Source organism: Streptomyces sp. NPDC001100 (assembly GCF_053598575.1).
The window spans coordinates 39,479-65,082 of sequence record NZ_JBSFKO010000027.1; the positions used below are offsets into that span (position 1 = coordinate 39,479).

Here is a 25,604-nt window from a genome sequence, read left to right on the forward strand (position 1 = left end):
ACCGGAAGCGCCTCATGCGTCGATCTCGATGCCGCCGAACGGTGCTCCGCCGTTCAGGACCCGCTCCTCCGGAGGAATGGGCGCGAGGCTGACGCGCACGTCGATGCAGGTCGGTCGGCCGGCCGCGAGGGCTGCCTCGATCGCCGGGGCGAGCTGGTCCAGTTCCGTGACGTCGACGCCGTCGGCGCCGAGAGCGCGTGCCACGCCGCTGTAGGAGCCGTTCTCCAGGCGGTTGTTGGTGACGCGGTCCTGTCCGAAGAAGAACTGCTGGGTGTGCAGGGTGGCGCCCCAGGCCTGGTTGTTGAGGACGATCACGACGACCGGGAGTCCCGCCCTGACGAGGGAGTCGAACTCGGCGAGGCTGTAGCCGACGGCGCCGTCGCCGGTGACGAGGATGGTCGCCTTGTCGGGGGCGGCGTACTGGGCTCCCAGCGCCACGCCGAAGTTGCTGCCCATGGAGCTGAGGTATCCGTGGCCGAGGTAGTGGGCCAGCGGTGCGAGCGCGATGGTCTCGGAGAGCCACAGCTCGGTCAGGGCGCCGTCGACGACCACGGTGGCCTGGTCGGGGACGCTCTCGGCGATCGTGCGGACCGCGAGGTAGGGGTGGATCGCGCCCTCGTGCTCCTCGGTCTCGGCGGCGAGCGCGGACCGCCGGGTGGCCGAGATGTCCCGCAGTGTTGCCAGCCAGTCGTCGCGCCCCGCGGGCGCGGGCCCGTCGCCCAGACGCTCGTTCAGCAGGCCGATCGTGGCGATCGGGTCTGCCTGGACGCCGAGTTCGACCGTCTGCAGACGGCCGAGTTCACGGCCGTCGGGGTCGATCTGGAAGATCCGTGCGCTCTTCGGGAGCAGGCGGCCCGTGCCGAACTGGGTGGCCAAGCCGAAGCGCAGCCCCAGCATCAGGACCAGGTCGGGTCGCTCGTCCTCGGGGACGGTGGCCAGGGTCTGCAGGAGACCGACGTGCTGCTCGGACCCGACAATGGCACCGAGTCCCTCCCAGTCGGAGAAGAGGGGCGTCCCGGTACGGGCGGCGAACTCGTGCAACTGGGCGCGCGCTTCGGCGGTGACGAAGGACTTGCCGACCAGTGCGATGGGCCGACGGGCGGCGCCCAGTGCCTCGATGATCCGGTCGACGCCGCCGGCCGGGGCGATGCCGGTGCCGTCGATCTCGACGCGGTAGTCCTCGACCTCGTCGCCCTCGATTTGCTGACGCAGGACGTCCCATGGGATGTCCAGGAGCACCGGGCCTTTGGGCTCCGACTGCGCGATGCGGACGGCCTGGGCGACCAGACGGGGAATCAGCTCGGTACGGGTCACGCGGTGCGCGAACTTGGTCACCGGAGTGGCCATGGCTACCTGGTCGAACCCGGCCTGCTGGTCGTTGACCTGGTCCGTCTCCAGCGGGCCGGAGCCCGCGATGTAGAGGACGGGGGTCCGGTCCAGATGGGCGTTGGCGATCGAGGTCAGGACGTTGGTGAAGCCACCGCCCGCTGTCACGACGGCAACCCCCAGGCCCCCGGTGACCCGTGCGTAGCCCTCGGCGGCGTGGCCGGCGTTCACCTCATGGCGCACGTCGACGATCCGCAGCTTGGCGTCCAGGGCCTCCTGGAGGATGCCGTCGATGTGTGCTCCGGGCAGGCCGAAGGCCACGTTGACGCCGGCTCGCTGCAGGGTTCGCACGACGAGCCCACTACCGGTTGTGGTTGCCATTCGATGATCCGCCCTTCTGGACGTGCTCAGGATTTTCGACACGATGCGCTGGGGACCGGGCCGCGTCCCGGGCCGCCCGTTCCGCAGTCTCGGGTGAGGTCTGGGGAGCGACAATGCCTGTGTTCGTTGGATGGTCAACGCCTTGTCCGACCTGCGCGGTTCGCGACCGCGCCGACCGGACCGTGCGCGGATGAGCGGATGCGGTGTCAGGCTTACGGCGTCCTCGGCTCGGCCTTGATCACACGCCCGGCGGCGACCTCGGGGTCGTAGGCGTAGATCCAGCCGTTCGCCCTGAGGGGGTCGGCCTGCGCGTACGCCAGGTCGCGCGCCTGCTGCTCGGGGCCGTCCGGAAGGTGGTTGATGTGGGACCTTCCGTGCGACACCTCCTGCAGGCGTGTCGTGCGGGGGCGACGGAGCTCTTCGTAGCGTCCCAGTGCCGCGACCGGATTCTCCGGATCCTCCGCGAGACACAGGGCCAGGACGGCGCCGTCCTCGATCGCCTGGGCGGCGCCCTGGGCGAAGAACGGGAACATCGGGTGGGCCGCGTCGCCCAGCAGGGTCGCGTTTGCGCGGTTCCAGTTGTCGAGGGGCTCGCGGTCGAGCAATGCCCAGCGTCCCGGCGTGTCGGCCGCCGTGATCAGGTCCACCAGACGCGGGTCCCAGCCGGCGAACTCGTCGAGCAGTTCTTCGAGTGTCGCGGTGGCCGTCCATGACTCGACACTGTTGGCTCCGGCAGGTGCGAAGGCGACGAGGTTGACGTACTCCTCGCCGGAGACCGGGTAGTGCACGAGGTGGTGGTCGGGGCCGATCCAGAGGGTCTGGGCGCGCCGCCTGGCGAAGTCGGGTGCCTTCTGAGCAGGTACGAGGGCCCGGAAGGCGCAGATGCCCGACTCCCTGGCCTCGGTCGGTCCGACGATGGCGCCGCGCACGCGTGAGTGGACTCCGTCCGCGCCGATGAGGATGTCCGGGCGGACCGTCTCACCGTCCTCGAACCGGAGAACCGCCTGGTCGCCTTCGAACTCGACCGCGACGCAGCGCTTGCCGAGGTGGATCGAGTGCTCGGGGACGGCCGACCTCAGGGCGTCCAGCAGGTCGGCGCGGTGGGCGGCATAGGTGTGCTCGCCGTACAGGCGTACGCACCCCTCCTGAAGGTTCTCCGCGGACAGGACCTGGCCGTTCTCCCAGCGCCGGAACTCCCAGCCGGTCTCCATCCGCACCGCGCGCTTGATGAACCGCTCCAGCACACCGAGACGTCGCAGCAGGCGGGCGGCGTTGGGCGCGATCACGAGGCCGGCACCGACTTCGGTCAGGGCGGCCGCCTGTTCGTAGACGTCACTGTCGAAGCCCTTCTCGCGAAGGAAAGCCGCGGCGGCGAGGCCCCCGATGCCGCCGCCCAGGATCGCGATCTTCGGGCCGGCTTCCGTACTCGTCATTCTCTTTCCCTCCCATGGGCCTTGAGCCGAGGTAGGTGACTGGCTCTGCGCAAGACTTCGGCACATCGCGCATTGTTAGAACAGAGTGGTTCATCCAACGAACATGCGAGGTAGGGTGGCCGAAGCCACTGACGATGGAGGAGAGGCCATGCCCCGCGCGCAAGAGCCAGGACGATCGGTCAGCTCTCGCCTGTGGGATCTGCTGTACTCCTTCGACACCGACCACACCGAGCTGAGCCTGGCCGACCTGGTCCGGCGTACCGGCATGCCGCACGCCACCGCCAGACGCCTCACGCTCGACCTTCTGGAGGCCGGCGCGCTGGAGCGCACCAGCGGCAACAGGTTCGCGATCGGTCTGCCGCTGTGGCGCCTCGGGACTCTCGCGCCGCGCGCCGAGACGCTGCGCAGCGCCGCGCAGCCGTTCGTGGAGGACCTGTACACCGCCCTTCGCCAGCATGTGCAGCTGGCCGTCCTCCAGGGCGACCAGGCCGTGATCATCGAGCGGCTGTCGGCGGTCAACGCCGTCGGTCTGACCTCGCAGGTCGGCGGCCTTCTGCCCTTGCACTGCTCGGGTGTCGGCAAAGTGCTGCTGAGCCACAGCAGCCCGGCCTTCATCGATGAGGTGCTGGCGGGAAGGCTGCAGCGTTTCACCCCCAGGACGATCGTGGACCCCGCCGAACTCCGTCGCGAACTGGCGTCCTGTCGCGCGACCGGAACGGTGGTCGTCAAGGAAGAGCTGAGCGAAGGGGCCGAGTCGGTTGCGACGCGCATCGTCGACGGCAGCGGCAACGTCGTCGCGGCCATGTCCGTGGTGGTGGCCGCCGGATCGATCAAACTGCAGGCGGCCGTTCCCACACTGGTCGCGAGCGGACTGGGACTGTCCAGGAGCCTGGGCTGGAGGCCGGGTATTCCCGTTCGCGCTGCATGACCCCTCGCAGCGCGAGGGAACCGGCGTGTCATACCGGCGGCTGCCGCCGGGAGAGCTGCATGTGGCCCAGGCGCCATCCCTCGTCGGTCGAGAACCACACCCGGGTGGCCACGGCCTGCACCAGGAACGGCGGCAGGTCGGGCAGGCGCCGGATGCGCATCTTCTGATGGCACGTGACGATCGCCCGCCCCCCTCGCTCCCGACACGTCACTTCGCTGGTCTCCGCCTCGAGGGTGGGTCCCATGGACGCGTTGTAGCTGAGGAAGCGCTCGCGGTCATGGACGTTCCCGACCGGCGCGTGCACGATCACGCAGTCCGGAAGCATGAGCCGGCGCTGCTCCTCGTCGCCGGCCGTGATCGCGACGAGCCATGCCGCCTCCGCCTGATCGACCGTGTCCGGCATGCGGATGCCGTTCACACTGGCCGGACCTGGGTGCGCGGTGGTCATTGTTCGACTCCTGTCCGAGTGCGTCTGCTGGTCGTGGTGCCCGGTACGCCGTGGCCCGCCGCGACTGCTCCCGAGGGAGATCGCGGCGGGCGCTGTGGTTGTTCTGTTGTCCTGGTCGGCCGGCTGCCTGTGTTCCGGCGCCGGCCCGTTCCTCAGAAGGTCAGCCGTCGAGGGTGTGCGGGTCGTCCTCGAGATGAGCCTGGACCGCGCCACCGCGCGCGCCGACGAGAGTGAGTGCCGCCGCCACGAGGGCGGCCACGCCACCGAGAACGTACGCGAGGGAGTAACTGCTGCTGAGGGCGTCGAAAGCGACGTGCTTGAGGGGGTTGAAGGGCACGACGTGGCCATCCGGCGTGGTGATGCTGGACGGCACCGAGTTGGCTCCGAGCGGGCCCGACTGCACGGCGTGCACCGCCGCCTCCAGCTGCGGTCTCTGCGCGGCGGGAGCATGGGCCGCCGAAGCCTGGAAGGCCTCGTAGGCGTTCCTCAGTTGAGGATCGCCGGACAGCTTGCGGGCGATCTCGTCGGCGGCCCGGCTCAGCGCGATGGCGCCGGCGATCGCGGGGCCGAGAGCGAACCCGAGATCCCGGAACGTGCTGGTGACCCCGCTCGCCATACCGGCGAGGTGGTTGGGAAGTGTGTTGACCGCGACCGCGCTGATGGAAGCGAAGGCGAGTGCCGAGCCGACGCCGGCGAGAATCAGCGGCCCGAAGATGGCGCTCAGCGCCCGGTTGCTCGTCGAAATGCCGGCGAACCACAGCCCGCTGGCGCCGATGAGGGTCAGGGCCCCGCAGAGAACCCACCGGGGGTTGAAGCGCTCGAGCAGCTTGGAGGTGAGGGGCAGCAGGACGAAGCCGATGCCTCCGAAGAAGAGGTAGGCGACGGAGCTCTGCAGGGGGCTGAATCCCTGGATGATGGTGAGGCGGATGCTGGTGCCGTACATGATCACGAGGAACGCGAACATACCGATCAGCGTGACCACCGAGTTCACGGCGAACACCCGGTTCCTGAACACGCTCAGGAGAAGGAGCGGCTCGGCCGCACGGCTCTCGGCAAGGACGAACAGTACGAGGAGGACGGCCGCGACGATGAACGCGACGACGATCTGCGGGCTGCCCCAGCCGCTCTCGGAGCCCTGGATCACGGCGTACATCAGAGCGAACAGACCGAGCGTGGCGGTGATCTGACCCGGCCAGTCGATGGACCGGCCCTCGGGCGCGGAGGAGTTCTGGGCGAGGGCCAGCGACAGGACCACACTCGTCACGGCGATGACGAGGACGCCGACGAAGGCCCAGCGCCAGTTCGCGTTCCCGGCCCAGCCGAGATCGATCTTGGCGGCGATGCCGGCCAGCAGCGGGCCGAGGAAGCCGCCGACCGAGAGCGCGGTGGCCCAGACCGCGACGCCGCGCGCGCGGGCGGCGGTGGTGTGCGTGCCGGCCGCCACCATGGCGAGGCTCGTCGGGAAGATGGCCGCGGCCCCGATGCCGCTGAGGACCTGGGCAAGGATCAGCAACGTCACCCGGGTGTCGGGAGAGGATCCCGCGCCCGGTGTCAGGATCGCGAGAGTCGCGCCCACGGCGATGAGCGCGGCGCCCCCGACGAGCAGGCGCTTGCGGCCGAACAGGTCACCGAACACGCCGAAGCCCAGTCCCATGGCGGCGACCGGAAGCATGAAGGCTTCGGTGACCCACGTCAGTTGGGCCGAGGACGGTGCGAGATCCTGCTGGACCAGCCCGTTGATGAGCGAGGGGACGGAGAGGGCTATCTGCGCGAGGCACACGGCGAGCACCACCGCCGCCAGAGTGCCTGCTCTCAGGGTGTATCTGCCACCCTCTTCCTGTGCCGCACTGGGTGTGTCGGTCTGAACCATGGATGACTCCTCGCGCGCAGGGCGCAACTGTCGGAACCGGCGTCCGCTGCCGGATCTCGCTGTGGGTGTTCTTGTCGCGGTCATCCCGGCAACACGCTGCCGAACCGCCCTGAGGCCTTGCGGAGCGCCTCCGCGTGGCTCATCGACCAAAACTGAATTCGAACGGCTCTGATTCAGGACGCTCGTCCCGGTGGCCAACCAGCCGAGCAGCGACAAGGTAGGAACGACCCCCGTCGCACTCAATGGACATGTTCATTGGACGAACAGGCCGACCTTGGCCGCAGCCTCGACGCGCACAATCCCCAGGACGCTGTGTGTCGCTCCGCTTCCGTTCGAGCGCCGGCCAAGGAGAAATGAGCCATGACTGGAAGACTGGCGGGCAAGACCGCCGTCGTGACCGGGGGCAGTGCCGGAATCGGGCAGGAGATCGCTCGCAGACTCGCGTCGGAGGGCGCGGACATCGCGGTCGCGGACGTCGATCCGGCCGACGAGACGCGGGAACTCGTTGCGGCAACCGGTCAGCGGTTCCTCAGTGACGAGGTCGACATCTCCGACGAGGACGCGATCAACGAGTTTGCCGCTCGGGTGAGAAGTGAGCTCGGCGCCACCGACATCCTGGTGAACAACGCCGCCGTCATCCTGCTGGCCGACATCGACCACGTCACCTACGACGACTGGCGCCGCACCTTCGCCGTCAACGTGGACGGCCCCTTCCTGACCTCCAGGGCGTTCCTGGCGGACCTGAAGAAGTCCGGGTCGGGACGAATCATCAACATCACGTCCTCGAGCTACTGGACTCCCCCGCCGCTCTTCGTCTCCTATGTCTCCGCCAAGGGCGCGCTGAACGGCCTCACCTCGGTGCTGGCCGCCAACCTCGCCGCTCATGACATCACCGTCAACGGCGTCGCGGCGAGTCTGGTGCGGACGGCCGCGGCCGCGGAGAAGACGAGCGAGCTCTTCTTCGAGCAGACCGTCCAGATCCAGAACATCAAACGTGTACAGATACCGGCCGATGTCTCGGGAGTCGTGGCCTTCCTCGCCTGCGACGACGCCGCGTTCGTCACCGGGCAGATCATCGTCGCGGACGGCGGCAGCACGCGCCGCTGAGACATCTCCTGCCCCGGGACCGGACGCGAAGCACCGGTGACCACCGGCGACGGGGGCTCCGGCCGCGAGCACCACGGGGCCGCAGGTAGTTGGCCCGTCCAACGAGAGCGCCGGTAAGGTCGGCCGTGTGACAGCGGAGGAAACGACGTCGGGAAAGCCGGAAGCACCGTCGGGCCGACAGCAGCGCCGCAGGGCCCCCAAGAATCCCGACCGCCAGCGGGACCCGGTGGGCACCCGGCGGGCCATCCTGTCCGCCGCCGCGACGGAGTTCGGCACCCATGGTTTCGACGGGGCCCGGGTCGTACGGATCGCCGAGGCGGCCGGCGTCAGCCATCAGCTGATCACCTACTACTTCGGGGGCAAACGCGGGCTGTACGAGGCACTGAGCGAGCAGTGGCTCGAGGAGTCCATGCGGGTCAGCCAGACCCACACCTTCGCGGAGGCCGTGCGGCGCTACGTCCACTGGGCACACGAGGACCCGGGGTGGGTGCACATGGTCACCCGCGAAGACCCCGGCACACGCCCGCCCGCCGAGGACGAGCGAGCCGCCGAGTTGTTCAAGCACGTCGAGGAACTCCGCGAACGGCAGGCGCGCGGTGAGTTCCGCAGTGACCTCGACGTGGGGGCCGTGGCCCTCGTCTTCTTCGCCGCCTCGATCGCTCCGGTGGCCATCCCGTGGATCGCTCGTGAACTCGTCCAGCAGGACCCTGCCTCACCGGAGTTCATCGACCACTACGCGAACCAGGTGGGTCAGATCATCTCCGCACTCGCCGAAGCGCCACAGGACGAAGGCCCGCCGGTGAACGGCGAGCCCCAGGACTGACGGCCACCGTCTTCACGGGGCCGGGATGCTCAGCCCGGCGGCAGCCGCCGGGCCAGTTGCAAATGCGCCAGCTGCCACCCGCCCTCCGGGGACCGCACCCAGACGCGTGTGACGGCGGCCTGTACGACGAACGGGGGCAGGTCGGGGACGTAGGCGACCCGCATCTCCTGCAGGCAGCTGACCACGGCCGTGGTGCCGAACCTCTGCACGGTCACGTCGAAGGTGTCCACCTGGCTGGTGCGGCCCATGCGCCTGGCGTACGCCAGCCAGTCGTCCGCGCCGTGGATGTGGCCGACGGCCGAGTGCACGATCACGCAGTCGGGACGCAGCAGGGCACGGATCGCCGGCTCCGGGTCCGGGAGCGTCTGCGCGGCGAGCCAGGCGGCCTCGGCGTCCTCAACAGTGGCCGGGACAGAGCGCGCGGTCTCCACTGTCGCGTGTGTCGGTGAGTCGATCACAGTTCGAGCTCCAGGATCGGGGATCTCGACCGGGACGAGCAGGGGGTGAACAGGCCCTCCGCGCGCTCCTCGTCGGTCAGGATGTCGTCTCGGTGATCGGGCTCACCGGCCCGCACCCGTACGATGCACTCGCCGCAGATGCCCTGCCCGCAGGAGTAGGGCGCCTCGACCCCGTTCGCCAGCAGGACGTCCAGGACGCTCTGGTCCTCGGGGACGGCATACTCCGCTCCCGTCGAGGACAGGCGCACGGTGAACCCGCCCACCTCTGTCCCGTCGGGTTCGGTGGCGGGTGGGGGCGCGGCGCTGAAACGCTCCTTGTGCAGGGCGGACGCGGGCCATCCCAGCTCGGCTGCCCGCCCCAGCGCGTAGTCCATGAACCCGCCGGGACCGCAGACGTAGACCGCGGTGTCGGGGGCGGGTGCCCCCACGTCGCGCCGCAGATCCAGGAGTTGCTCGGGTGCCTGGTCATCGAAGTGGAGGGTGACCCGCGGATGGTCCTCCAGCTCGGCGAGGAAGGCGGCCTCGCTCCGGCTGCGGGCACAGTAGTGCAGGTGGTAGTCGCCCCCGGTGGTGTCGAGCATCTGGGCCATCGACAGCAGCGGGGTGATGCCGATGCCGCCCGCGAGGAGCAGGTGCTGGCGTGCGGACGTCAGACCGAAGCGGTTGCGCGGTGCGGCGATGCGCAGCGTGTCGCCTTCGGTGAGGGCGTGCATGGCGCGTGATCCGCCGCGCGAGGCGGCCTCGTCGAGGACCGCGATCCGGTACTGCTTGTGGAGGCCGGGAGGCCCGCACAGGGAGTACTGCCTGACCAGTGCCGCTTCACCGACCTCTACGTCGATGTGGGCGCCGGGTTCGTACTCCCACAGGTCGGCGCCGTCGGCGCGGGCGAGGTCGAAGACCGCGATTCTGGGCGTGGCGTCGTAGCGGGCGACGACGACCACGTCCGTCCAGGAGGTGGTGCTCACGCTTCGGTCACGCCCCCGCTGCCGTGGGCGCGGCCACCCGGTCGGTCTCCGCGGGTGCCTGGGGCCGGGTGACGAGGCCGGCCTCCACGTGGCGGACCGGCTCGCCGGGGGTGGCGACGCCGAGCGGGGTGCGTCCGGCCTCGACGTCGTCGATCATCGTGCGCAGCAGGCGCCGGAGCATGACGACGCCCTTGTCGGACGGAGCCAGGGTCTCCTCGGAGTGCTGGGTGATGGGGCCCTGCGACCACTGGGCCTCGTAGTCGCCGGGGAAGCGCTGCTTCTCCTCCTCGCTCAGCAGCCAGCCGTCCTTGCCGTTCTGCTTGATGCCGAACATGAAGGACGTGGCCCGCTCGGGATCGGCGGAGCGGACGGAGAAGACCAGCCGGTGGTGGGTGTCGTCGGCCGGGACCACCCAGATCAGCATGTCGCAGCGCACGTCGGGGGTCGAGCGGATGAAGTCGGGCAGGGCGATGATGTTGGGCAGCATGCACTCCACGGACCACTCCAGGTCCACGCTCGCGCCGTCGGCGCCCAGGTCGTCCTGGTAGCGCCAGATGTACTTCACGCCGTTGCCGGTGCGGTGGTAGGTGGTGCGCTCGGCGGCCGTGGAGGGGTCGTAGTAGTGCTCGGGGAAGCCGGTCGTGCCGGTGCCCTGGAACTGGAACCCGCTGTGGTTGGAGTGCAGCCACGCCGCGTGCACGGGGTCGACGGCGTTCTCGAACAGCTGGAGCCAGTTGTAGTCCTGCTCCAGACCGATCACCTCGGCGCCGGGCACCATCCAGCTGGTGTGGTAGCTCTCGCCCTCGCCCAGGGGTTCAAGGCTGTCATAGCGCGGCAGCGGGGGCTTGAGCTCGGGCGGGCCCATGTAGACGAAGACCAGGCCGTAGGCCTCCTCCACCGGGTACCAGGGCTGGCGGGCGAGGTCGCGGCGGCGGCCGCCGTCGAGTTCGCAGGCCTGTTCCAGGCAGTGGCCCTGCACGTCGAACTTCCAGCCGTGGTAGCAGCAGCGGATGCCGTCCTCCTCGATGCGGCCGTAGAAAAGGCTGCTGCCGCGGTGTGCGCACCGCTCGAAGACGACACCGGGGCGGCCCTGGCCGTCCCTGAAGACGATCAGGTTCTCACCCAGCATGCGGACACGGTGGGGAACGTCGCTGGTCAGGGCGGTGGAGCTGGCGATCGGCTGCCAGTGACGGCGCAGCGCCTCGCCCATCGGCGTGCCGGGGCCGACCTCGGTCAGACGGGCGTCGTGCGAGGAGGGCTTGCGCCCGTAGCCGGTTCCCGTGTCGGGCACGGTCGTGTCGGTCATGTGGATCCATCTCCTCGGCGTTGAGGCAGCGGGGACGCTTGTATGAGGGCCGTTCGAAGGCTCGGACAACCCGCGGTCGAGGCCGTTTCGTACGGTCGCGAGGCGTCGTCCCAGGTGCGTGCGGCGGCTCTTGCGGCACGCTCGGACGGGCGCGGCGAGCGGTTGGCGCCCACAGGGCGTTCATGCCGTTGTACGGGTCTGATGAAAAACTGTCAATGGCTCTGACCTCGTTTGATGAATTACTTGCAGACCTCTGTCGGATCGCCGGACGCCTTGTTACGGTGGTGCGGCACCGAGGTGACGAGCCGCTCGCGGACCGAGCCAGCACCTCGGGCCCACACCTGAGAACGTGCCGAGCCGGCGACCGCCTCCCCCGCGATTTTCCGCAGCTCCTTAAGCGTGCGTTCGTCCAGAGCCGAAGGAGAGCGAGATGTCCCGACCCCCCACCGGAGCCTCCGCATGAGCGCCGGGCGCGGCACCGAATACGACTACGTCGTCGTCGGCGCGGGGACGGCCGGGTGCGTCCTCGCCGCGCGCCTGTCCGCGGACCCCGGGACACGGGTACTGCTGATCGAGGCCGGCCCGTCCGCGGATCGCGGCCTGCTGGTGCGGCTGCCCCTCGGGGTCGGACTGCTGTCGAAACGCAAGGACATCAGCTGGGGTTACGAGTCGGAGCCCGAGCCGGGCCTGAACGGCCGGCGGATCCCCGTCCCGCGCGGCCGGCTGGTCGGCGGCACCGGATCGATCAACGGCTCGACCCATGTCCGCGCACACCGCCTCGACTACGACGACTGGGTCAAGTCCGGTGCGACCGGCTGGGGCTGGGACGACCTGCTGCCGTACTTCCGCCGCTCGGAGAGCAGCTGGCGCGGGGAGACCGAGCACCACGGCGGGTACGGGCCCGTCACCGTGTCGACCACTGTCCGGCGCGGTCCTTTCGGCCGGCGTCTGGACAGCGCCGCCCGCTCGCTCGGCATCGAGTTCCCCGACGACACCCAGAGCGGGGATCCCACCGGAGCCGGGCAGAACGAGACCGCCATCCGCCGCGGCCGCCGCCACAGCACCGCCGCCGCCTACCTGCGCCCCGTCCTGCGGCAGCGGCCGAACCTCACCCTGCTCACCGGAGTGCTGGTGGACAAGGTCCTCCTGGAGCGAGGGCGTGCGAGCGGTGTCCGCGTCGTCAAGGGCGGACGCAGTCGGGTGATCCGCGCCGCCCGTGAGGTGGTGCTGTGCGCCGGCACCTACAACTCACCGCAACTGCTGATGCGTTCGGGCATCGGTCCGGCGGACCAGCTGCGCGGGCTGGGTGTCGATACGGCGCTGGACCTTCCCGGGGTCGGGGCCAACCTGCAGGACCACCCGGCAGCGCCCGTGCTGTTCGACGTCAAGGACCCGGTGACCTTCCACGAGCACCTGCGTGCCGACCGGGCGGTCCTGGGCGCGGTCCGCTGGCTGCTGGCCGGGAGCGGCCCGCTGGCCGGAATGCCCGAGTTCCTGTCCGCCTACGTCCGCACCCGTCCCGACCTCGACCGTCCCGACGGGTTCCTCGGCATCCTGGGCGGTGGCTTCGACGCCCGGCCCTGGTTCCCCGGCATACGGCCGCTGAAGAACCGTCACTGCGTGGCCCTCAACGCCGTCGCGACCCCCCGCAGCCGCGGCGAGGTACGGCTGGGCTCCGCCGACCCGGCCGCCCCGCCGCGGATCACGTTCAACCTGCTCACCGAGCCGGAGGACGTCGCCGCGCTGCGGGAGACCGTGCGCACCACGCTGGCCGTCCTGCGCAGCCCCGAGGTCGCCCCGATGATCCGGGCGGAGCTCGCGCCGGGCCCCGACGTGCGCACCGACCAGGACTTCGAGCGCTACTTCCGGGAGACCGGCTACTCCGCCAACCACGCCTGCGGCACGTGCGCCATCGGCACCTCCGAGGCGGCCGTCGTCGACCCCGAGCTGCGGGTGCGCGGCGTCGACGGACTGCGCGTCGTCGACGCGTCGGTGCTGCCGAGCGTGCCCGGCGCGAACATCAACGCCACTGTCATCGCCGTCGCCGAGAAGGCGTCGGACCTGATCCGGGGAATCCCGGCGGCCTCCGGCGCCGCGCTTCAGGAGAGGAGCGCGGGATGAGGGAAGCCCTGTCGTACACCGTCGCTCACGGGGCGGCCGAGGCCGCGCTGGAGGCGGCCCGGGCCGAGGGCGCGCGCGTCTGCGTGGCGGTCGTCAACCGCAGCGGCGTCATCAAGGTGCTGCTCAGCGACGACGGAGTGGGGCGCATCGGGATCGAGACCGCGCGCCGCAAGGCCTACACCGCCGCCGTCACCGGCCTGCCGACCTCGAAGTTCGCCGCTCTCGCCGCGTCCCCCGCGATGGCGCACGCGCCCGTGCACCTGGTCGACGCCGAGCTCCTGCCGGTGCCGGGCGGTGTGCCCATCACCGTGGACGACGGCGAGGTCATCGGCGCCGTCGGCGTCGGCGGTGCCGACGCCGAGACCGACGAGCGACTCGCCTCCCGCGCCCTGGAGGGCCTGGGGGACCTGCTCGACCGAGCGGCCGTGCTCCCCGCTGCACCCGCAACTCCCGGGATGTCCCCGGCACGTGAAGGAGAACGACCGTGATCGATGACTTCCTCGTCGTCGAGGGCGTGGCCCACAACTACAATTTCCGGCCCGAGAACTGCGTCAACCCGCACATCGGGGCGGCCATCGGGGAGCACCTTTACGGCCTGCACAAGCGGGTCAGCGGCCCCGCGTACACCCTGGAGCGCTCCACCTACATGCGGGGGGCGGGCGCGGACATCATCGGCCGGGCCCTGCTCGCGGAGAGCCAGACCGATGTGATCGCGTACCACGAGACGCCTATCTACGGCCACTTCCGGGACGGGGGCTCGGCGCTGGGCGTCGGGCTGGAGATGCGCGAGAAGTGGCCCGAGCGCGTGCTGATCTACGGCGCGGTGTCCCCGCTGCGCCCCGGCGCCCTGGACCGGGTGGACGAGCTGGTGGAGAAGCACCGGGTCAACGCGCTCAAGCTCTATCCGATCGATGTCGTCGAGGGCCGGGTGACCGCGCTGGACATGGGTGACCCGGAGATCTGTTTCCCGCTGTTCGAGCGGGCCCGGCAGCACGGTCTGAAGGTCGTGGCCATCCACAAGGCGCTCCCGGTGGGGCCGGGGCCGACCTCCGCTCTCGGGATGGGTGACGTCGAGGCAGCCGCGCTGGCCTTCCCGGACCTCACCTTCGAGGTCGTCCACGGCGGCATGGCCTTCGTCGAGGAGACGGCCCTTCAGCTGGAGTCCTTCCGCAACGTATGGGTCAACCTGGAGGCCACGTCCTTCATGGCGGTCTACGCACCTGGCCGCTTCGCCCAGGCGTTGGGCGCCTTCCTGCAGGCCGGTGCCGCCGAGCGGATCATCTGGGCGACCGGCTGCGACGCGGTCCACCCCCGGCCGGCGATCGAGGCGTTCTGGAACTTCGAGATGCCCCGTGACCTGATCGAGGAGTACGGGCTGCCCGACCTCACCAACGAGATCAAGGCCGACATCCTCGGCCGCAACTTCCTGCGGATGCACGGCATCGACGAGAACGACCTCCGCGAGCGCATCCGCGGCGACGAGTTCGACACCACCGAACTCAAAGAGCCCTGGGGCGGACGGGTCGCCCCGGCCGACGACGCCCTGGCCGGTGCCCGATGACGGTCACGGAAGCCCAGGTCCGCGCGGCACTCAACGAGATACTCGATCCGTGCAGCATCACCGCGGGAGTCCCCGCCGGCCTCGACGACATGGGACTCGTCGGTGATATTCACGTGCAGGATGATGGCACCGGCGGTCAGCGCGTCGCGGTCACCGTCGGCGTGACCGAGCCGAGCTGTGTGCTCATCGGCTCCTTCGCGGCCGAGGCTCAGGTCCGGCTCACGGCTCTGACCGGTGTGTCCGCGGTGGACGTGCGGCTTGCGGACGACTTCGACTGGACCCCGGAGAAGCTCGCACCGCACTACCGGCAACGGCTCGACGAACACCGTGAATACAAGCGCCGTACCCTCCCCCTCCTCGCCGTGACCAGGACAGGACGAGCCGGTGACCAGTGAGACCCCGCAGCAGTCGCTCGCCCTTGACCTGACGGCCGTGTCGGCGAACAACGCCGCTGTCATGGGCCGCTTCATGGAAGGGCTCAGCCGGGCACCGCTCCCGCCCGAGAGGGTCGACCCGACTCCCGTCCGGGTGGTGCGCGACATCGCATACGGCTCGGCACCGGGCGCGGACCTGCGGATGGATCTGTATCTCCCGCCGTCCACGACGGCCCCCACTCCCCTGATCGTGTGGCTGGCGGGCGGCGGCTGGCGCCACCAACGCCGGGGTTACGGGCCCCGCTTGTCCCGGCTCTTCGCCGAACGCGGATACGCCATGGCGGACATCGAGTACCGCTCCTCCGAGGCCGCCCTCTGGCCTGCGCAACTGCACGACGTCCAGGCCGCGTTGCGCCATCTGCGCGACCTCTCGGACACGCACGGCCTGGACCCGGCGTCGGTCGGTCTGTGGGGCAGTTCGTCCGGTGCCCACCTCGCGCTGCTCGCGGCTTTCGCCACCGAAGCCGACGGCTCCCCCGCGGCGTCCGGCGTAGGCGCGGTGGTGGCGGGCTATCCCCCGACCGACCTGCTCCGTCTCGATGAGGACGCGCTACCCGGCGGGATGCTGGGCGTGGACGCCTCCGATCCGGCCTGGGGTCTGCTGGGTGGCCCTCCCTCGGACAGGGCCGCCGCCGCGGTCGAGGCCAGCCCGGCCCGGCAGGTCCACGCGCGGGTGCCACCCGTGCTCCTGCTGCACGGCGACGCCGACCTCCTCATCGGCCCGGCACAGAGCCGCCGCCTCCACAACGCCCTGGCCGCCGCGGGCGCCGAGTCCCACCTGCTGCTGGTGCACGGCGCCGACCACGGCCTGCTCAACACCGGCGGCTGGGAACTGAACCCCATGACGGCCACCCTGCTCTCCTCCCGCACTGCGGACACCGAGCACTCCGTGCGGCTGACCCCCGCGCTGATCGAGCGCTTCTTCGACCGCCATCTGCGAACCGATCCCTGGAACGCCTGATACACCAGCTGCGCTACTACGGCATCGGCAGCGCCCTGTCCCGGCTCGCGCCGACCGCCGCCGGAATCTCCGGGGGCCGTCACGTGTGGGAGTACCCGGAAAGTCCGGCGCAGCAGCGGAGACCTTCGTGAAGCGGTGCCCCTGCCGGGCCGATTCATCGCAGCCTTCCCGTTCCGGACCGGCCAGAGGGCGCGCGACAGGCCCGCCGGCCGGGTGACTTCGGAGGGTCTCACCTCGGCGGCGGATGACAGCGGTGACGGCGTCCACCGAGTTGACAGTGAACGCCGTCACTAACACGCCGCCAGCGGTGGCGTGTTCAGGCGGCCGGACCGCAGTTCAGGGCGGCGGGGTTGATCGTTCCGCGCTGCACTTTCGCGTCGTGGGGCTCGGCGAAACCGGCGTCGGTGATGTAGATCCGGTCTCCGCGTAGCGCGATGGAGGTGGGTGAGGCGAGGCCGTCCGAGGCGGTCAGGACGGTTTCCTTGGTCCCGTCGGGATGGACGACCGCGACCTGGTTGAGGCCGTTCTGTGCGGCGAACACCACGTCGGAGCGGTCGTTGAGGAAGGTGAAGTCGTCGACGCTGGTGAGGCCGCTGGTCACGGTGTGGATGCGGCCGGGGGCGCCGGCGGCGGTGACCGGGATCCGCAGCAGAGTGCCGTGCGCGCTGTTGGAGACCCAGACGGCGCCCCGGTGGAAGCGGAGCCCGTTCGCGCCGAACGGAACGGACGGGTCGGGCGCAAGGGCGGGATCGGTCAGCCAGGCGGTCGCCTTCCCGCCGGAGGCCGGGACGGCCCATACGGTGCCCTTGCTGCTGTCGGCCACGTACAGGGTGCGCCCGGCGGGGTCGAGGGCCAGGCCGTTGGCGAGTCCGTCGGTGGGCAGGGCGGCTATGCGGCGCGGGGTGCCACCCGGGGGCAGCTTCCACACACCGGCCCGGGAGTCGTCGTCAGAGGCGACGTTGTAGTAGGTGGTGCCGTCGCGACCGCGCGTGATGCCGCTGAACGCGTCGCCCGGTTGCCCGGCCACGAGCACCGTGCTGTGCCCGGACGGGTCGATCCGCAACAGTGCCGGGCGCTCGCCCGCCGCGGTGTGCCCGCCCAGCGTGGAGACGGTCAGCGAGTTGTCCGGGCCGACAGTGATGTTCTCCGGGGATTCGCCGGCGGTGAAGTCCAGTGCGGCGAGCGTTCTCACGTCGGTGACGACCGGCTTGGAGGACGCCTGTTGTGTCGCCGCGGAGGCATACGGTGCCGAGGCGAGGACGGCCGCCGCGGCGATCACCGCCACACGCGTGGAGCGCTTCTTCAGGTGGGTTGCGGCGGAGGCCGTGGTGGAGTTTTCCATGGAGGTCATCGCACTTTTCTCGAAAGGGTGCAGCTGCGGCTGCGCGGAAAGTGGGACATGAAGGGGTGAAGCCGCGCCCGTCCGGGCGGGACGCATGAGGTCAGTCCTGGGCGGCGGGGAGAGGGAGAAGGGGGTGGTACGCGGGGACGGCGACGGCGGCGACCACGACGTGCATGACCATCAGGGCGACGACGGCACCCCAACTGGTGCCGGGCCTGCTGTCGGAGACGCCGACCATGATGTCCGGGATCAGGCTGAGGATGACGACGACGACCACGAGGATGCGCAGCAGCCGGGAGGGGCGTGCCGAGCGGGCGCGGACGATCGCCCAGCCGACGGCGCCGGCCAGGACGCCGATGACGGTGAGGGGCGCGTAGGCGGAGAGCTGCAGGGGTTGGAAATCGTGGGAGGCACCCGCAGCGTGGGCTATCGCGGCGACGATGGCGTTGAGGGCGACGGCGACGACAGCGGTGCCGATCAGGCCGCCGGCGACGACGAGGCCGCCGGGGCGGGCCGGGCGGGTAGCGAGCTGTCCACTCATGATGTTTCTCCGGATCGGGTGAGGGCGGTGCAGGGCGTGGGTCGGTTCAGGCTGCGGCTGTGGTCAGCCGGCGATGACGACAGAGCGGCGGCTGGTGGTGGGGTTGGTGAGGGCGGTGAGCATCCAGGCGGCGACGTCGGCGCGGCTGATGGTGTCGGCCATGCGCAAGGTGGCCGACTCGGGCAGTTGCTCGGTGGTGCCGGTGGCGGGGCCGTTGGTGAGGCGGACTGCATGGACGAGCGTGTAGTCGAGATCGCTGGCGCGCAGCGAGTCCTCCGCGGCGGCCTTGTCCTTGACCATGGCGGCCATGGCGGTGCCGGCCATGAGCTTGGCGGGTGCACTCAGGCGCTCGCGCAGCACGGCGAATGAGGACAGCTCCACGAACCGGCTGACACCGGTGGTGGCGGCACCGGAGATGACGGCCCGCGTGGCGTCGGTGATGACGGTTCCGCCGGTGGCGCCGAGCGTGCTGATCACCGCGCCGACGCCCGTCATGGCCTGCGTGACGTCACCGGGGTCGGTGGCCTGACCGGCGACGACGTCGAGGCCGGGCCGCGCATTCAGCTTGCCGGGTGAGCGGACGAGCGCCCGCACGGTGTGGCCCGCGGCCAGTGCCTGGTCGACGACGAGGCGTCCGGTAGCACCGGTGGCGCCGAGTACGAGCAGCTTCACAGAGGGACTCCTCAAGGTTGCGACGCTGCTCGGAACCCCGGGCAGTCACTTCAAGATTTAAGTCAAAAGTAGCGGCAATGACTTCAACCTTCAAGTGATCGCGGGGCGGGTTCACTTCAAGCATGAAGCGTCGGTACAGTGGAGGGCATGACGAACACCCCGGCCGACGAGGCGCCCCGCTGGCTTGACGAGGAGGAGCGTCGCGCCTGGCTCGGCCTGGTCGGCATCATGCGACGCCTGGAACAGGCACTCGACACGCAACTGCGCGGCGAAGGGCTGACGCACTTCGAGTACGGGGTGATGGCGGCGCTGTCGGAGTCTCCGCAGCGTGAACTGCGCATGAGCGCGCTCGCCGCGTACGCCGAAGGCTCCCTCTCCCGTCTGTCCCAGGTCGTGGCACGCCTCGAACGCAAGGGCTACGTCCACCGCCGCCCCGATCCGGCCGACGGCCGCTACACCCTGGCCACCCTGACCGACGAGGGGTACGCCAAGATCGTCAGCGCTGCTCCGGGCCACGTGGCGGAAGTGCGCCGGCTGGTGTTCGACCCCTTGACCAAAGCGCAGGTCAGGCAGCTCGGCCACATCGGCCAGCGCATCCTGCACACCATCGCCCCCGACCACGGCGACGGCGTCCACCGCACAGACCCCTCACGCTGACCGGACGTTCATCCACAGACGGCGGCCGCCCAGGAAATCCTGCACGCCGACCCATGACCCCGGGTCATCGAGCAGTCGGGCATCCAGCGCGAAGGCACCCGCGAGACCTCGTGAACATCGGGCCCTGGACGGCACGTCCCAGGCATCCCAGGACGGGGCACGCTCCGCGGAACGCTCCGCCCGGACGGCCAGCCGTTCTCCGTCACGCGCATGCGCCCCGGGCGCGACGCGGCACTTCACACCAGATCCTGGTTCGCGGCGACCGGCGCAGCTGTCGCCGTGACCTGTTGTGTGAAACTCCGGGCGACGGCGTCGGCACCGCGCGCCAGCAGGCCTACGTCCACACCGACGGCGGTGAACGTGGTCCCGAGGTCGATGCACCGGCGCGCGAACGTGGGGTCGGTCGTCAGCACGCCGGCCGGTCTGCGAGCCGCACGTACCCGCCCGATCGCCTCCTCCACCGCCGAGATGACCGCCGGAGCGTTCAGGTCCCCGGGGTGGCCGAGGCTGGCGGCCAGGTCGCCGGGGCCGATGAAGATGCCGTCCACGCCGTCGACGGACGCGATCTGCTCGATCTCTCTCAGAGCGTGGTGCGACTCGACCTGGACGAGCACGCACAGTTCGCTGTGGGCGCGCGTGGCGTAGTCCTTGACCCGGCCGAACCGGGTGGCCCTGGTCAAGCCGGCCACGCCACGGACGCCCGCGGGGGCGTAACGGGTGGCGGCGACCGCGGCGCGCGCTTCCTCGGCCGACTCCACCTGGGGAATCAGCAACGACTGCGCGCCGACGTCCAGGAGCCGCTTGATCAGGACGGGATCGTTGACCGCAGGACGCACCACGGGTGAGCAGGGGTAGGGGGCGACCGCCTGGAGCTGTGCGAGCACGGTCGCGACATCGGCGTGCGAGTGTTCGGTGTCGAGAAGCAGCCAGTCGAAGCCGGCACCGGCGACGATCTCGGCCGGGTAGGCATCGGCCAGCGAGCACCACAGGCCGATCATCTGCTCGCCTCGGGCAAGCCCCGCTTTGAATACGTTCGGCGGCAGGGGCCACTGGCCCGGTGCGGGCCGCGACGTGCCGATCGGGTGGTGCACGGTCACCGGAACGACACCCCGATCGAGCCCAACGGGCCGAAGTCGGCGTGGATGACGGTGTTCGCTTCGACCGGGACGGGCCGGGTGAACGAGCCCGACAGCAACAGCTGACCGGCTTGGAGGTGCTCGCCGACCGCGGCGAGCTTGTTCCCGAGCCAGGCGATGCCTGCCGCCGGGTGTCCCATGACGGCGGCCGAGACGCCGGACTCCTCGATCACCCCGTTCTTCGCCAACGTCGCGGCCACCCAGCGCACATCGACGTCCATCGGGCGCACAACCCGGCCGCCGACGACCATCGCCGCGGCGGCGGCGTTGTCCGCGATGGTGTCGGTGATCGCGCGGGGCACCTCGGTGCGGTAGTCGATGACCTCCAGTGCGGGAACGACGTACTCCGTCGCCCGCAGGACGTCGTGGACGCGCAGGTTCGGCCCGTGCAGGTCGGCGCCGAGCACGAACGCCAGCTCGACCTCCAGTCGGGGCTTCATGTAGCGGCTCGCGTCGAGACAGGCGCCGTCGTTGACGAGCATGTCGTCGGTGAGAAAGCCGTAGTCGGGCTCCGTCATCTGCGAGGCCATCTGCATGGCGCGGGACGTCAGTCCGATCTTGTGCCCGACGAGCCGTGCACCGGCCGCCACCCGCTCCGCCGCCCAGAGCTGCTGGATGGCGTAGGCGTCGGCGATCTCCAGATCGGGGTAAGTCCGGCTGAGCTGGGTGATCGGCTGACGCTCACCGTCTGCCCGCATGAGAGCAACTGCGGCCGCGCGACGTTCTGCTTCGGTGATCAACGGGGTTCCTCTCGGGGTACGGAGTGCAGTCGCACGGCGTACGGCGGCACAGCGCCGCCCCCGCCCGGCGACGGCGCAGTCGGGTCACACGTCGTCCGGCGTGGTGCCGCGCTTGCCCGACACGGGCGGGGTCGGCAGCCATGCCTCACCCGGCTCGACGACGAAAGTGAACTCGAGGCTGTACCAGGGCTCGGTCACGTCAGTGCCGGGCGCTGGCTCGTTCTCGTGGCGCACGTACGTGCCGACCAGGCTCTGTACGACGCCGAACTGCGCGTCGGTCTCCAGGATCGGGTCGTCGTGGCTGTAGAGCTGGGACGCGATCGTCTTGTAACCGGGCTTGTGGATCAGCGCATGGAGATGCGCCGGCCGGAAGGGATGGCGTTCCAGCGCGGTCAGGAGATCTCCCACCGGCCCGTCGATCGGTATCGGATAACCGGAAGGCTTGATACTGCGGAAGGCGAACACGCCTTCCTCATCGCTGAAGAACTTGCCGCGCAGGTTCCACTCGGCCTGCCCGGGGTCCTGGTTCTCATAGAGACCTGCCGGTGACGCGTGCCAGACGTCGACTTCCGCGCCGGCGACCGGCGTTCCATCGGTGTCGACGATCCGGCCGGTGAAGAACAGCGGCGGCCCCTCGGTCGGCGAGCGGACGATCGACTCGCCGTTCTTCATCACCGGGCTGCCCTGGCGCCAGAACGGACCGAGCAGGTTCGCCGAGGTCGGCTCGTCCTCGCTGCCGTTGTTCATCAGGGCGACCAGCGTCGACAGGCCCAGCGAGCCCGCCATCAGCCTCACCTCGTTGTGGCTGGGCGTGGTGAGTTGGCCAAGCCTGGTCACGATGTTGATGGAGGCGTCGAACTCCTTCTCCGTCAGCCGCACTTCGCGAGCGAAATCGTGCAGGTGGCGCACCAGTGCCTGGACGATCTCCTTGACTCGCGGGTCGCCGGCCCGCTCCGTCTCGGCAAGTACCGCGGCAGTGAGCTGCTCTTCGTCCTGGATGATCACGTCGGCATCCCCTTGAGACGGTCGGCCGCTGACCCGTGGCCGACACTGCGACGCAAGTATCGGAAGGCCGTTCGGCCCGCACAACGACAGTGTTCATCCAGTGAACAATGAGGAGCCGCAGCCCGAATGAACTCCGGACACACGTTCGGACAGGCCAAAGGGATCGGTCTCTTCGAGGAGGTCGATGTCGCCGGCCGTCGCTCATTCCGCCCTTTCGCGCTTCACGCTGTCTGCCCGCTCCGCCGTCGCTAGGGGGTCGTCCGGCGGCCCCACGGCGCGGCGTCCGTACCCCTGCGGGCCGGTGGAGAAGCGGAAGCACCAGCCGAGCCGCCGGTATCGGCGGGCGCCCGAGCCCCGGCCAGGGGCCGTCGGTACCAAAGAGCCGGTAACCGACTGTGCGATGGCGCGTTGCCCAGAGGGGGCAGTGCGCCCAAGGCGCGACACTCCGATGGACTCACGCACCGGGGCGCGTGCGCGCGTGTTGGGTCACTCCCCCTTGGCCGGCCCGGCGTGCGCCGGCTGTCACGGATCACCCATGGGGAGGGACGTGTCCTACCGTCGCAGTATCGGCGCTCCGGCCGCGTTGCCCGTTCAGCGCGGCGCATTGCAGCAGGACGGTTCGCCGGGTCCGGCCGGCGCCAGCCCCTACTCCACCGGGGGTGGCGGGACCATCCTGGAGCAGCGCTATGGAGCGGTGCTGTTGTCACATCTGCTGACCGGGACGCCGGTGCCTGGCCTGGGGGACGCCGTGACACCGGTCCGGATCCGTTTTCAGGCGCGTTCCGTCAGCCGTGTGGACGACATCGTTGTGGTCGGAACGGCACCCAACAAGACGGAAGTTGTGCTGTCCATCGGGGTGCGCAGAAAGCCGAAGCTGGTACCGAGCGAGGCGGACTCCGTCAAGCTCATCGCCGACTTCCTGCACGTCGCGTGTACCAGGCGGGCGCTGGTGGACAGCGGCCGCTGGAAGCTCGCTCTGGCCGTGGTGCCCTCCTGTGTTCCCGCTCAGCAGCTCAAGGCGTTGGCCGAGATGGCTTCGGCCTCAGGCAGCTGGACGGAGTTTCAGGACCGGCTGCGCCGTCCGGGGAGCTTGCAGGCAGCGGTGCGCAACCGGCTGACCCAGCTGGAGGCGATCGTCGCCTCCCTGATCCCCGAGTGGTCGGCGCAGGCGGCGCGGGAGACCTGGCGGCTGCTGTCGGTCCTGCGTCTGACCGAGATGCGCCTGGAAGGCGCCGACTGCACGGACCGGACCTACAGTGTCGAACGCCTGCGGGACGTGACGCCGCAGCGCAGCAACGACGCGGCGCACGCCCTGTTCGCCCATCTCGCGGAGCAAGTGGGCGCCTATGCTCCCGGCGGCGCGGTGGTGGATCTGTCCCGGCTGCACGCTGACCTCCAGGGACTGGACTGCTTCGCCCCGGCGTACCTGCCCTCCCCCGCCGCTGCTGCGCCCGCCCGGCCAGCGACGCGAACGCCACGGCCGAGCCGGCGCCCTGCACGCGCCAAGCTGCGGTGGAAGGCACGTCTGCTGTCCGGGACGGCCCACCAGCCCCAAGTGGACGACGGCACCGTGGTGGTGGTCGACGGCTGCTGGACGCTCGCCTTCGATGTCGACTCCGGCGACCAACGCTGGGGCAAGAAGGGCGGCGGCGGGCACAGAGCGGTGGTCGCCGGTAGGGCGTGCTTCGCCTCCGACCCTCTGGGCCATGCCCGGGCCCGGGATCTGCACACCGGTCAGCGCAGCGCGCCGCTACGCCTGCGCATGCAGGACGGCCTGGCCGCGGTGTCGGACAGGGTGCTGTTCGCCGCGCACCCCGCGACGGGGCTGAGCGCCTACGACGTCGCCTCCAAGGCGGTGCTGTGGTCGTACGCCGGGAACCGCCTGCAGGTCGCGGCAGCGCCCCAAGCTCATGGCGGCACGGTGTTCGCGCTGCTGCAGGCCCCGTCGGCAGCCGCGGGCGAGCAGCAGGTTCTTGCTGCCTTCGAGGCAAGGAGCGGGCGTACGGTGTGGTGCTGGCCAAGCGGCTCGTGCGCCATCGCGCACTGGAGTGCCGGCGACCAGGTCCTCACCGCCGTTGTCGACACACCGGATCACAAGCGGGAGATCGTCGCCCTGGACCGCATCAGCGGAGGGCTGCTGTGGCGCCACGAACTGACCGGCGAAGCGGCAGCAGCACCGGTGCATGCGGGTACGGCGGTTCATCTGACAACCCGGTGCGGCCGAGCGCTGGCCTGGGATGCAGAGGGTGGACGCCTGCGGTGGGACGTTCAGGCCTCCCGGAGCATCACTACGGCTCCCCTGGTCACCGACGACGGCGTCTGTATCGCTTCTTTCGCCCCGGGGCGGCTGGTGGCCCTCGATCCCTCCTCGGGTGGCGAGTTGTGGCGCAAGAGCGTGAGCGGCGCCTTCACCGCCGCGCCGTTCGTGGCGGGCGATCGCATCTGGGCGGCTGACCGTACCGGAGTCCTGCACAGCTGGGACCCGGGCACCCGCCGAACCCTGGCACAGCAGTTGGAGCGGTGGAGCGAAGAGGGCGGCGGGCAGCCGGCCGTCGAGGGCCACACGATGTTCGTCTCCACCTGCAGCGGCTGGCTCCAGGCGTGGGAACTGCCCTGAAGGCTACAGGCCGCGTCGTCGGCAACCGCATCCCCGTCGTCGGCACAGCCTTGGCCTGGGCTGTCAGCGCTCGATCGACAGCGGTACGCGCACGTAGCTGGTGAGCCCGGCATGGATCGCGGGGTCGATGCAGTCCACGTCGGCCATCGGCCCGGTGATGACGACGACGTCACCGGTGGCGGCGACAGCGCGCTGCCACGTGGACTGCGACGGCATGGAGCCGTCGTAGAGGTAGCTCGTGTCCGGGAAACGGATCACGAGGGCCTCGTCGGGCAGTCGCAGCTCGGCGCTCCAGCCCGGGGTGCGCTGCGGGGTGAAGAGGGACGTCATAGTGAGCTGCTGTCCACCCGTGCGTCGTACCAGGTACTCGACGGCGTCGGGGATCTCGACCTGATCCTGGGCATCGCGGACCTGCAGGGTGTGGGGTTGCAGGATGAAGATCGCTGCTTCGTCGGCAAAGTGCCCGCTCGCCGCCCGGAGCTGCATTTCGGCGATGCCCGGGACGTGGGGCGGCAGTGGGGTGTCGTGGTTACTCATCGCATCTCCTCTTGTCCTCTTGCGCGTTCAGGGTGCGGCCGGGGGTCACTGGCAGAGGAAGTCCGTCGACCACCGGGACAGTCCGGCGACGAGGGTGACGGCGGTGTCCGCCGCTTCGCGTCGTCTCATCCTTGCGGGCCTTCACCCCCCGACGGCGGGAAAGTCACGAACCCGCCGCACAGCGGCAGATCTTCCGGTAGGAGGCACGAGCGGGCCCGGCTCTCCGTCGACCTCG

At 70.2% G+C, this 25,604-nt stretch carries 24 protein-coding genes; 10 read left to right on the top strand and 14 right to left on the bottom strand.

Annotation, left to right across the window (positions count from 1 at the left end):
- Positions 1 to 12: 12 nt before the first annotated feature.
- The gene (locus tag ACWDEW_RS32375; protein WP_430379341.1) at positions 13 to 1,707 is read right to left on the bottom strand and encodes a thiamine pyrophosphate-binding protein; all 1,695 of its coding nucleotides are present in this window, start codon (positions 1,705 to 1,707) and stop codon (positions 13 to 15) included.
- Between the two features lie 212 nt (positions 1,708 to 1,919).
- A complete protein-coding gene (locus ACWDEW_RS32380; RefSeq protein WP_450517475.1) occupies positions 1,920 to 3,140 on the bottom strand; it encodes an FAD-dependent monooxygenase in 1,221 nt (406 codons plus the stop codon).
- Positions 3,141 to 3,255: 115 nt separating this feature from the next.
- Here ACWDEW_RS32380 and ACWDEW_RS32385 point away from each other — a divergent pair, with 115 nt between their 5' ends.
- Positions 3,256 to 4,068 carry an IclR family transcriptional regulator gene (locus tag ACWDEW_RS32385; RefSeq protein WP_450517477.1) on the top strand — a complete coding sequence of 271 codons (813 nt, stop codon included), beginning with the start codon at positions 3,256 to 3,258 and terminating at the stop codon, positions 4,066 to 4,068.
- A 28-nt stretch (positions 4,069 to 4,096) separates the two neighbouring features.
- Here ACWDEW_RS32385 and ACWDEW_RS32390 read toward each other — a convergent pair whose 3' ends face one another.
- Both ACWDEW_RS32390 and ACWDEW_RS32395 read right to left on the bottom strand, forming a co-directional pair.
- On the bottom strand, positions 4,097 to 4,516 hold the full coding sequence (locus ACWDEW_RS32390; protein ID WP_430379344.1) for a nuclear transport factor 2 family protein: 420 nt from the start codon (positions 4,514 to 4,516) through the stop codon (positions 4,097 to 4,099).
- Positions 4,517 to 4,676: 160 nt separating this feature from the next.
- On the bottom strand, positions 4,677 to 6,386 hold the full coding sequence (locus ACWDEW_RS32395; protein ID WP_450517479.1) for an MFS transporter: 1,710 nt from the start codon (positions 6,384 to 6,386) through the stop codon (positions 4,677 to 4,679).
- A 360-nt stretch (positions 6,387 to 6,746) separates the two neighbouring features.
- On the opposite strand from ACWDEW_RS32395, the gene ACWDEW_RS32400 reads away from it, so the two are divergent.
- Together ACWDEW_RS32400 and ACWDEW_RS32405 are read left to right on the top strand one after the other, a co-directional pair.
- Positions 6,747 to 7,493 (top strand): SDR family NAD(P)-dependent oxidoreductase, encoded by a 747-nt coding sequence (locus tag ACWDEW_RS32400; RefSeq protein ID WP_450517481.1) that lies wholly within the window; start codon positions 6,747 to 6,749, stop codon positions 7,491 to 7,493.
- Between the two features lie 127 nt (positions 7,494 to 7,620).
- Complete coding sequence (locus ACWDEW_RS32405; RefSeq protein ID WP_246090756.1) at positions 7,621 to 8,316, top strand: TetR/AcrR family transcriptional regulator; 696 nt, start codon at positions 7,621 to 7,623, stop codon at positions 8,314 to 8,316.
- Positions 8,317 to 8,345: 29 nt separating this feature from the next.
- Here the strand turns inward: ACWDEW_RS32405 and ACWDEW_RS32410 are convergent, their stop codons facing one another.
- The 3 genes from ACWDEW_RS32410 to ACWDEW_RS32420 are packed head-to-tail and all read right to left on the bottom strand — an operon-like array spanning position 8,346 to position 11,045.
- The gene (locus ACWDEW_RS32410) at positions 8,346 to 8,774 is read right to left on the bottom strand and encodes a nuclear transport factor 2 family protein (RefSeq protein ID WP_120049487.1); all 429 of its coding nucleotides are present in this window, start codon (positions 8,772 to 8,774) and stop codon (positions 8,346 to 8,348) included.
- A complete protein-coding gene (locus ACWDEW_RS32415; protein ID WP_450517484.1) occupies positions 8,771 to 9,739 on the bottom strand; it encodes a PDR/VanB family oxidoreductase in 969 nt (322 codons plus the stop codon). Before ACWDEW_RS32415 ends, ACWDEW_RS32410 begins: the two co-directional genes overlap by 4 nt.
- Before the next feature lie 7 nt (positions 9,740 to 9,746).
- The gene (locus ACWDEW_RS32420) at positions 9,747 to 11,045 is read right to left on the bottom strand and encodes a Rieske 2Fe-2S domain-containing protein (protein ID WP_450517485.1); all 1,299 of its coding nucleotides are present in this window, start codon (positions 11,043 to 11,045) and stop codon (positions 9,747 to 9,749) included.
- A gap of 459 nt (positions 11,046 to 11,504) precedes the next feature.
- Here ACWDEW_RS32420 and ACWDEW_RS32425 point away from each other — a divergent pair, with 459 nt between their 5' ends.
- The 5 genes from ACWDEW_RS32425 to ACWDEW_RS32445 are packed head-to-tail and all read left to right on the top strand — an operon-like array spanning position 11,505 to position 16,122.
- The gene (locus tag ACWDEW_RS32425; RefSeq protein ID WP_450517487.1) at positions 11,505 to 13,166 is read left to right on the top strand and encodes a GMC family oxidoreductase; all 1,662 of its coding nucleotides are present in this window, start codon (positions 11,505 to 11,507) and stop codon (positions 13,164 to 13,166) included.
- Positions 13,163 to 13,654: a GlcG/HbpS family heme-binding protein gene (locus tag ACWDEW_RS32430; RefSeq protein WP_427168742.1), complete on the top strand. Its 492-nt coding sequence runs from the start codon at positions 13,163 to 13,165 to the stop codon at positions 13,652 to 13,654. The genes ACWDEW_RS32425 and ACWDEW_RS32430 overlap by 4 nt, the downstream gene beginning before the upstream one ends.
- Positions 13,651 to 14,727 (top strand): amidohydrolase family protein, encoded by a 1,077-nt coding sequence (locus ACWDEW_RS32435; protein WP_427168743.1) that lies wholly within the window; start codon positions 13,651 to 13,653, stop codon positions 14,725 to 14,727. The genes ACWDEW_RS32430 and ACWDEW_RS32435 overlap by 4 nt, the downstream gene beginning before the upstream one ends.
- Positions 14,724 to 15,122: a metal-sulfur cluster assembly factor gene (locus ACWDEW_RS32440; protein WP_427168744.1), complete on the top strand. Its 399-nt coding sequence runs from the start codon at positions 14,724 to 14,726 to the stop codon at positions 15,120 to 15,122. The genes ACWDEW_RS32435 and ACWDEW_RS32440 overlap by 4 nt, the downstream gene beginning before the upstream one ends.
- Complete coding sequence (locus ACWDEW_RS32445) at positions 15,112 to 16,122, top strand: alpha/beta hydrolase fold domain-containing protein (protein ID WP_427168745.1); 1,011 nt, start codon at positions 15,112 to 15,114, stop codon at positions 16,120 to 16,122. Before ACWDEW_RS32440 ends, ACWDEW_RS32445 begins: the two co-directional genes overlap by 11 nt.
- A 316-nt stretch (positions 16,123 to 16,438) precedes the next feature.
- On the opposite strand, the gene ACWDEW_RS32450 is transcribed toward ACWDEW_RS32445, so the two are convergent.
- From ACWDEW_RS32450 to ACWDEW_RS32460, 3 genes are all read right to left on the bottom strand, one after another.
- Positions 16,439 to 17,473, bottom strand: coding sequence for an SMP-30/gluconolactonase/LRE family protein (locus ACWDEW_RS32450; protein WP_246090762.1), 1,035 nt, complete (start codon positions 17,471 to 17,473; stop codon positions 16,439 to 16,441).
- A 91-nt stretch (positions 17,474 to 17,564) separates the two neighbouring features.
- Positions 17,565 to 18,005, bottom strand: coding sequence for a DUF6069 family protein (locus tag ACWDEW_RS32455; RefSeq protein ID WP_120049495.1), 441 nt, complete (start codon positions 18,003 to 18,005; stop codon positions 17,565 to 17,567).
- 63 nt (positions 18,006 to 18,068) lie between these two features.
- Positions 18,069 to 18,677 (bottom strand): NAD(P)-dependent oxidoreductase, encoded by a 609-nt coding sequence (locus ACWDEW_RS32460; RefSeq protein WP_162951928.1) that lies wholly within the window; start codon positions 18,675 to 18,677, stop codon positions 18,069 to 18,071.
- 147 nt (positions 18,678 to 18,824) lie between these two features.
- Between ACWDEW_RS32460 and ACWDEW_RS32465 the strand changes: the two genes are divergently transcribed.
- Positions 18,825 to 19,334 (top strand): MarR family winged helix-turn-helix transcriptional regulator, encoded by a 510-nt coding sequence (locus ACWDEW_RS32465; protein ID WP_120054163.1) that lies wholly within the window; start codon positions 18,825 to 18,827, stop codon positions 19,332 to 19,334.
- 236 nt (positions 19,335 to 19,570) lie between these two features.
- On the opposite strand, the gene ACWDEW_RS32470 is transcribed toward ACWDEW_RS32465, so the two are convergent.
- The 3 genes from ACWDEW_RS32470 to ACWDEW_RS32480 form a co-directional block, all read right to left on the bottom strand.
- Entirely contained in the window at positions 19,571 to 20,332 is a 762-nt protein-coding gene (locus ACWDEW_RS32470; RefSeq protein WP_120049497.1) for an aldolase/citrate lyase family protein, read from the bottom strand.
- Between the two features lie 95 nt (positions 20,333 to 20,427).
- Entirely contained in the window at positions 20,428 to 21,168 is a 741-nt protein-coding gene (locus ACWDEW_RS32475) for a fumarylacetoacetate hydrolase family protein (RefSeq protein WP_246090764.1), read from the bottom strand.
- Between the two features lie 126 nt (positions 21,169 to 21,294).
- Positions 21,295 to 22,215, bottom strand: a complete 921-nt coding sequence (locus tag ACWDEW_RS32480; protein WP_450517492.1) for a dioxygenase family protein — start codon at positions 22,213 to 22,215, stop codon at positions 21,295 to 21,297.
- 547 nt (positions 22,216 to 22,762) lie between these two features.
- On the opposite strand from ACWDEW_RS32480, the gene ACWDEW_RS32485 reads away from it, so the two are divergent.
- Positions 22,763 to 24,832 (top strand): outer membrane protein assembly factor BamB family protein, encoded by a 2,070-nt coding sequence (locus ACWDEW_RS32485; protein WP_450517493.1) that lies wholly within the window; start codon positions 22,763 to 22,765, stop codon positions 24,830 to 24,832.
- A 63-nt stretch (positions 24,833 to 24,895) separates the two neighbouring features.
- On the opposite strand, the gene ACWDEW_RS32490 is transcribed toward ACWDEW_RS32485, so the two are convergent.
- On the bottom strand, positions 24,896 to 25,369 hold the full coding sequence (locus tag ACWDEW_RS32490; RefSeq protein ID WP_120049502.1) for a hypothetical protein: 474 nt from the start codon (positions 25,367 to 25,369) through the stop codon (positions 24,896 to 24,898).
- Positions 25,370 to 25,604: the final 235 nt, after the last annotated feature.

Bases quoted from the DNA above. Each gene is read 5' to 3' on its own strand.
- ACWDEW_RS32375 (WP_430379341.1), bottom strand. From the start codon at position 1,707: ATGGCAACCACAACCGGTAGTGGGCTCGTCGTGCGAACCCTGCAGCGA.
- ACWDEW_RS32380 (WP_450517475.1), bottom strand. From the start codon at position 3,140: ATGACGAGTACGGAAGCCGGCCCGAAGATCGCGATCCTGGGCGGCGGC.
- ACWDEW_RS32390 (WP_430379344.1), bottom strand. From the start codon at position 4,516: ATGACCACCGCGCACCCAGGTCCGGCCAGTGTGAACGGCATCCGCATG.
- ACWDEW_RS32395 (WP_450517479.1), bottom strand. From the start codon at position 6,386: ATGGTTCAGACCGACACACCCAGTGCGGCACAGGAAGAGGGTGGCAGA.
- ACWDEW_RS32400 (WP_450517481.1), top strand. From the start codon at position 6,747: ATGACTGGAAGACTGGCGGGCAAGACCGCCGTCGTGACCGGGGGCAGT.
- ACWDEW_RS32420 (WP_450517485.1), bottom strand. From the start codon at position 11,045: ATGACCGACACGACCGTGCCCGACACGGGAACCGGCTACGGGCGCAAG.
- ACWDEW_RS32425 (WP_450517487.1), top strand. From the start codon at position 11,505: ATGAGCGCCGGGCGCGGCACCGAATACGACTACGTCGTCGTCGGCGCG.
- ACWDEW_RS32430 (WP_427168742.1), top strand. From the start codon at position 13,163: ATGAGGGAAGCCCTGTCGTACACCGTCGCTCACGGGGCGGCCGAGGCC.
- ACWDEW_RS32440 (WP_427168744.1), top strand. From the start codon at position 14,724: ATGACGGTCACGGAAGCCCAGGTCCGCGCGGCACTCAACGAGATACTC.
- ACWDEW_RS32450 (WP_246090762.1), bottom strand. From the start codon at position 17,473: ATGACCTCCATGGAAAACTCCACCACGGCCTCCGCCGCAACCCACCTG.
- ACWDEW_RS32455 (WP_120049495.1), bottom strand. From the start codon at position 18,005: ATGAGTGGACAGCTCGCTACCCGCCCGGCCCGCCCCGGCGGCCTCGTC.
- ACWDEW_RS32465 (WP_120054163.1), top strand. From the start codon at position 18,825: ATGACGAACACCCCGGCCGACGAGGCGCCCCGCTGGCTTGACGAGGAG.
- ACWDEW_RS32470 (WP_120049497.1), bottom strand. From the start codon at position 20,332: ATGATCGGCCTGTGGTGCTCGCTGGCCGATGCCTACCCGGCCGAGATC.
- ACWDEW_RS32475 (WP_246090764.1), bottom strand. From the start codon at position 21,168: ATGCGGGCAGACGGTGAGCGTCAGCCGATCACCCAGCTCAGCCGGACT.
- ACWDEW_RS32490 (WP_120049502.1), bottom strand. From the start codon at position 25,369: ATGAGTAACCACGACACCCCACTGCCGCCCCACGTCCCGGGCATCGCC.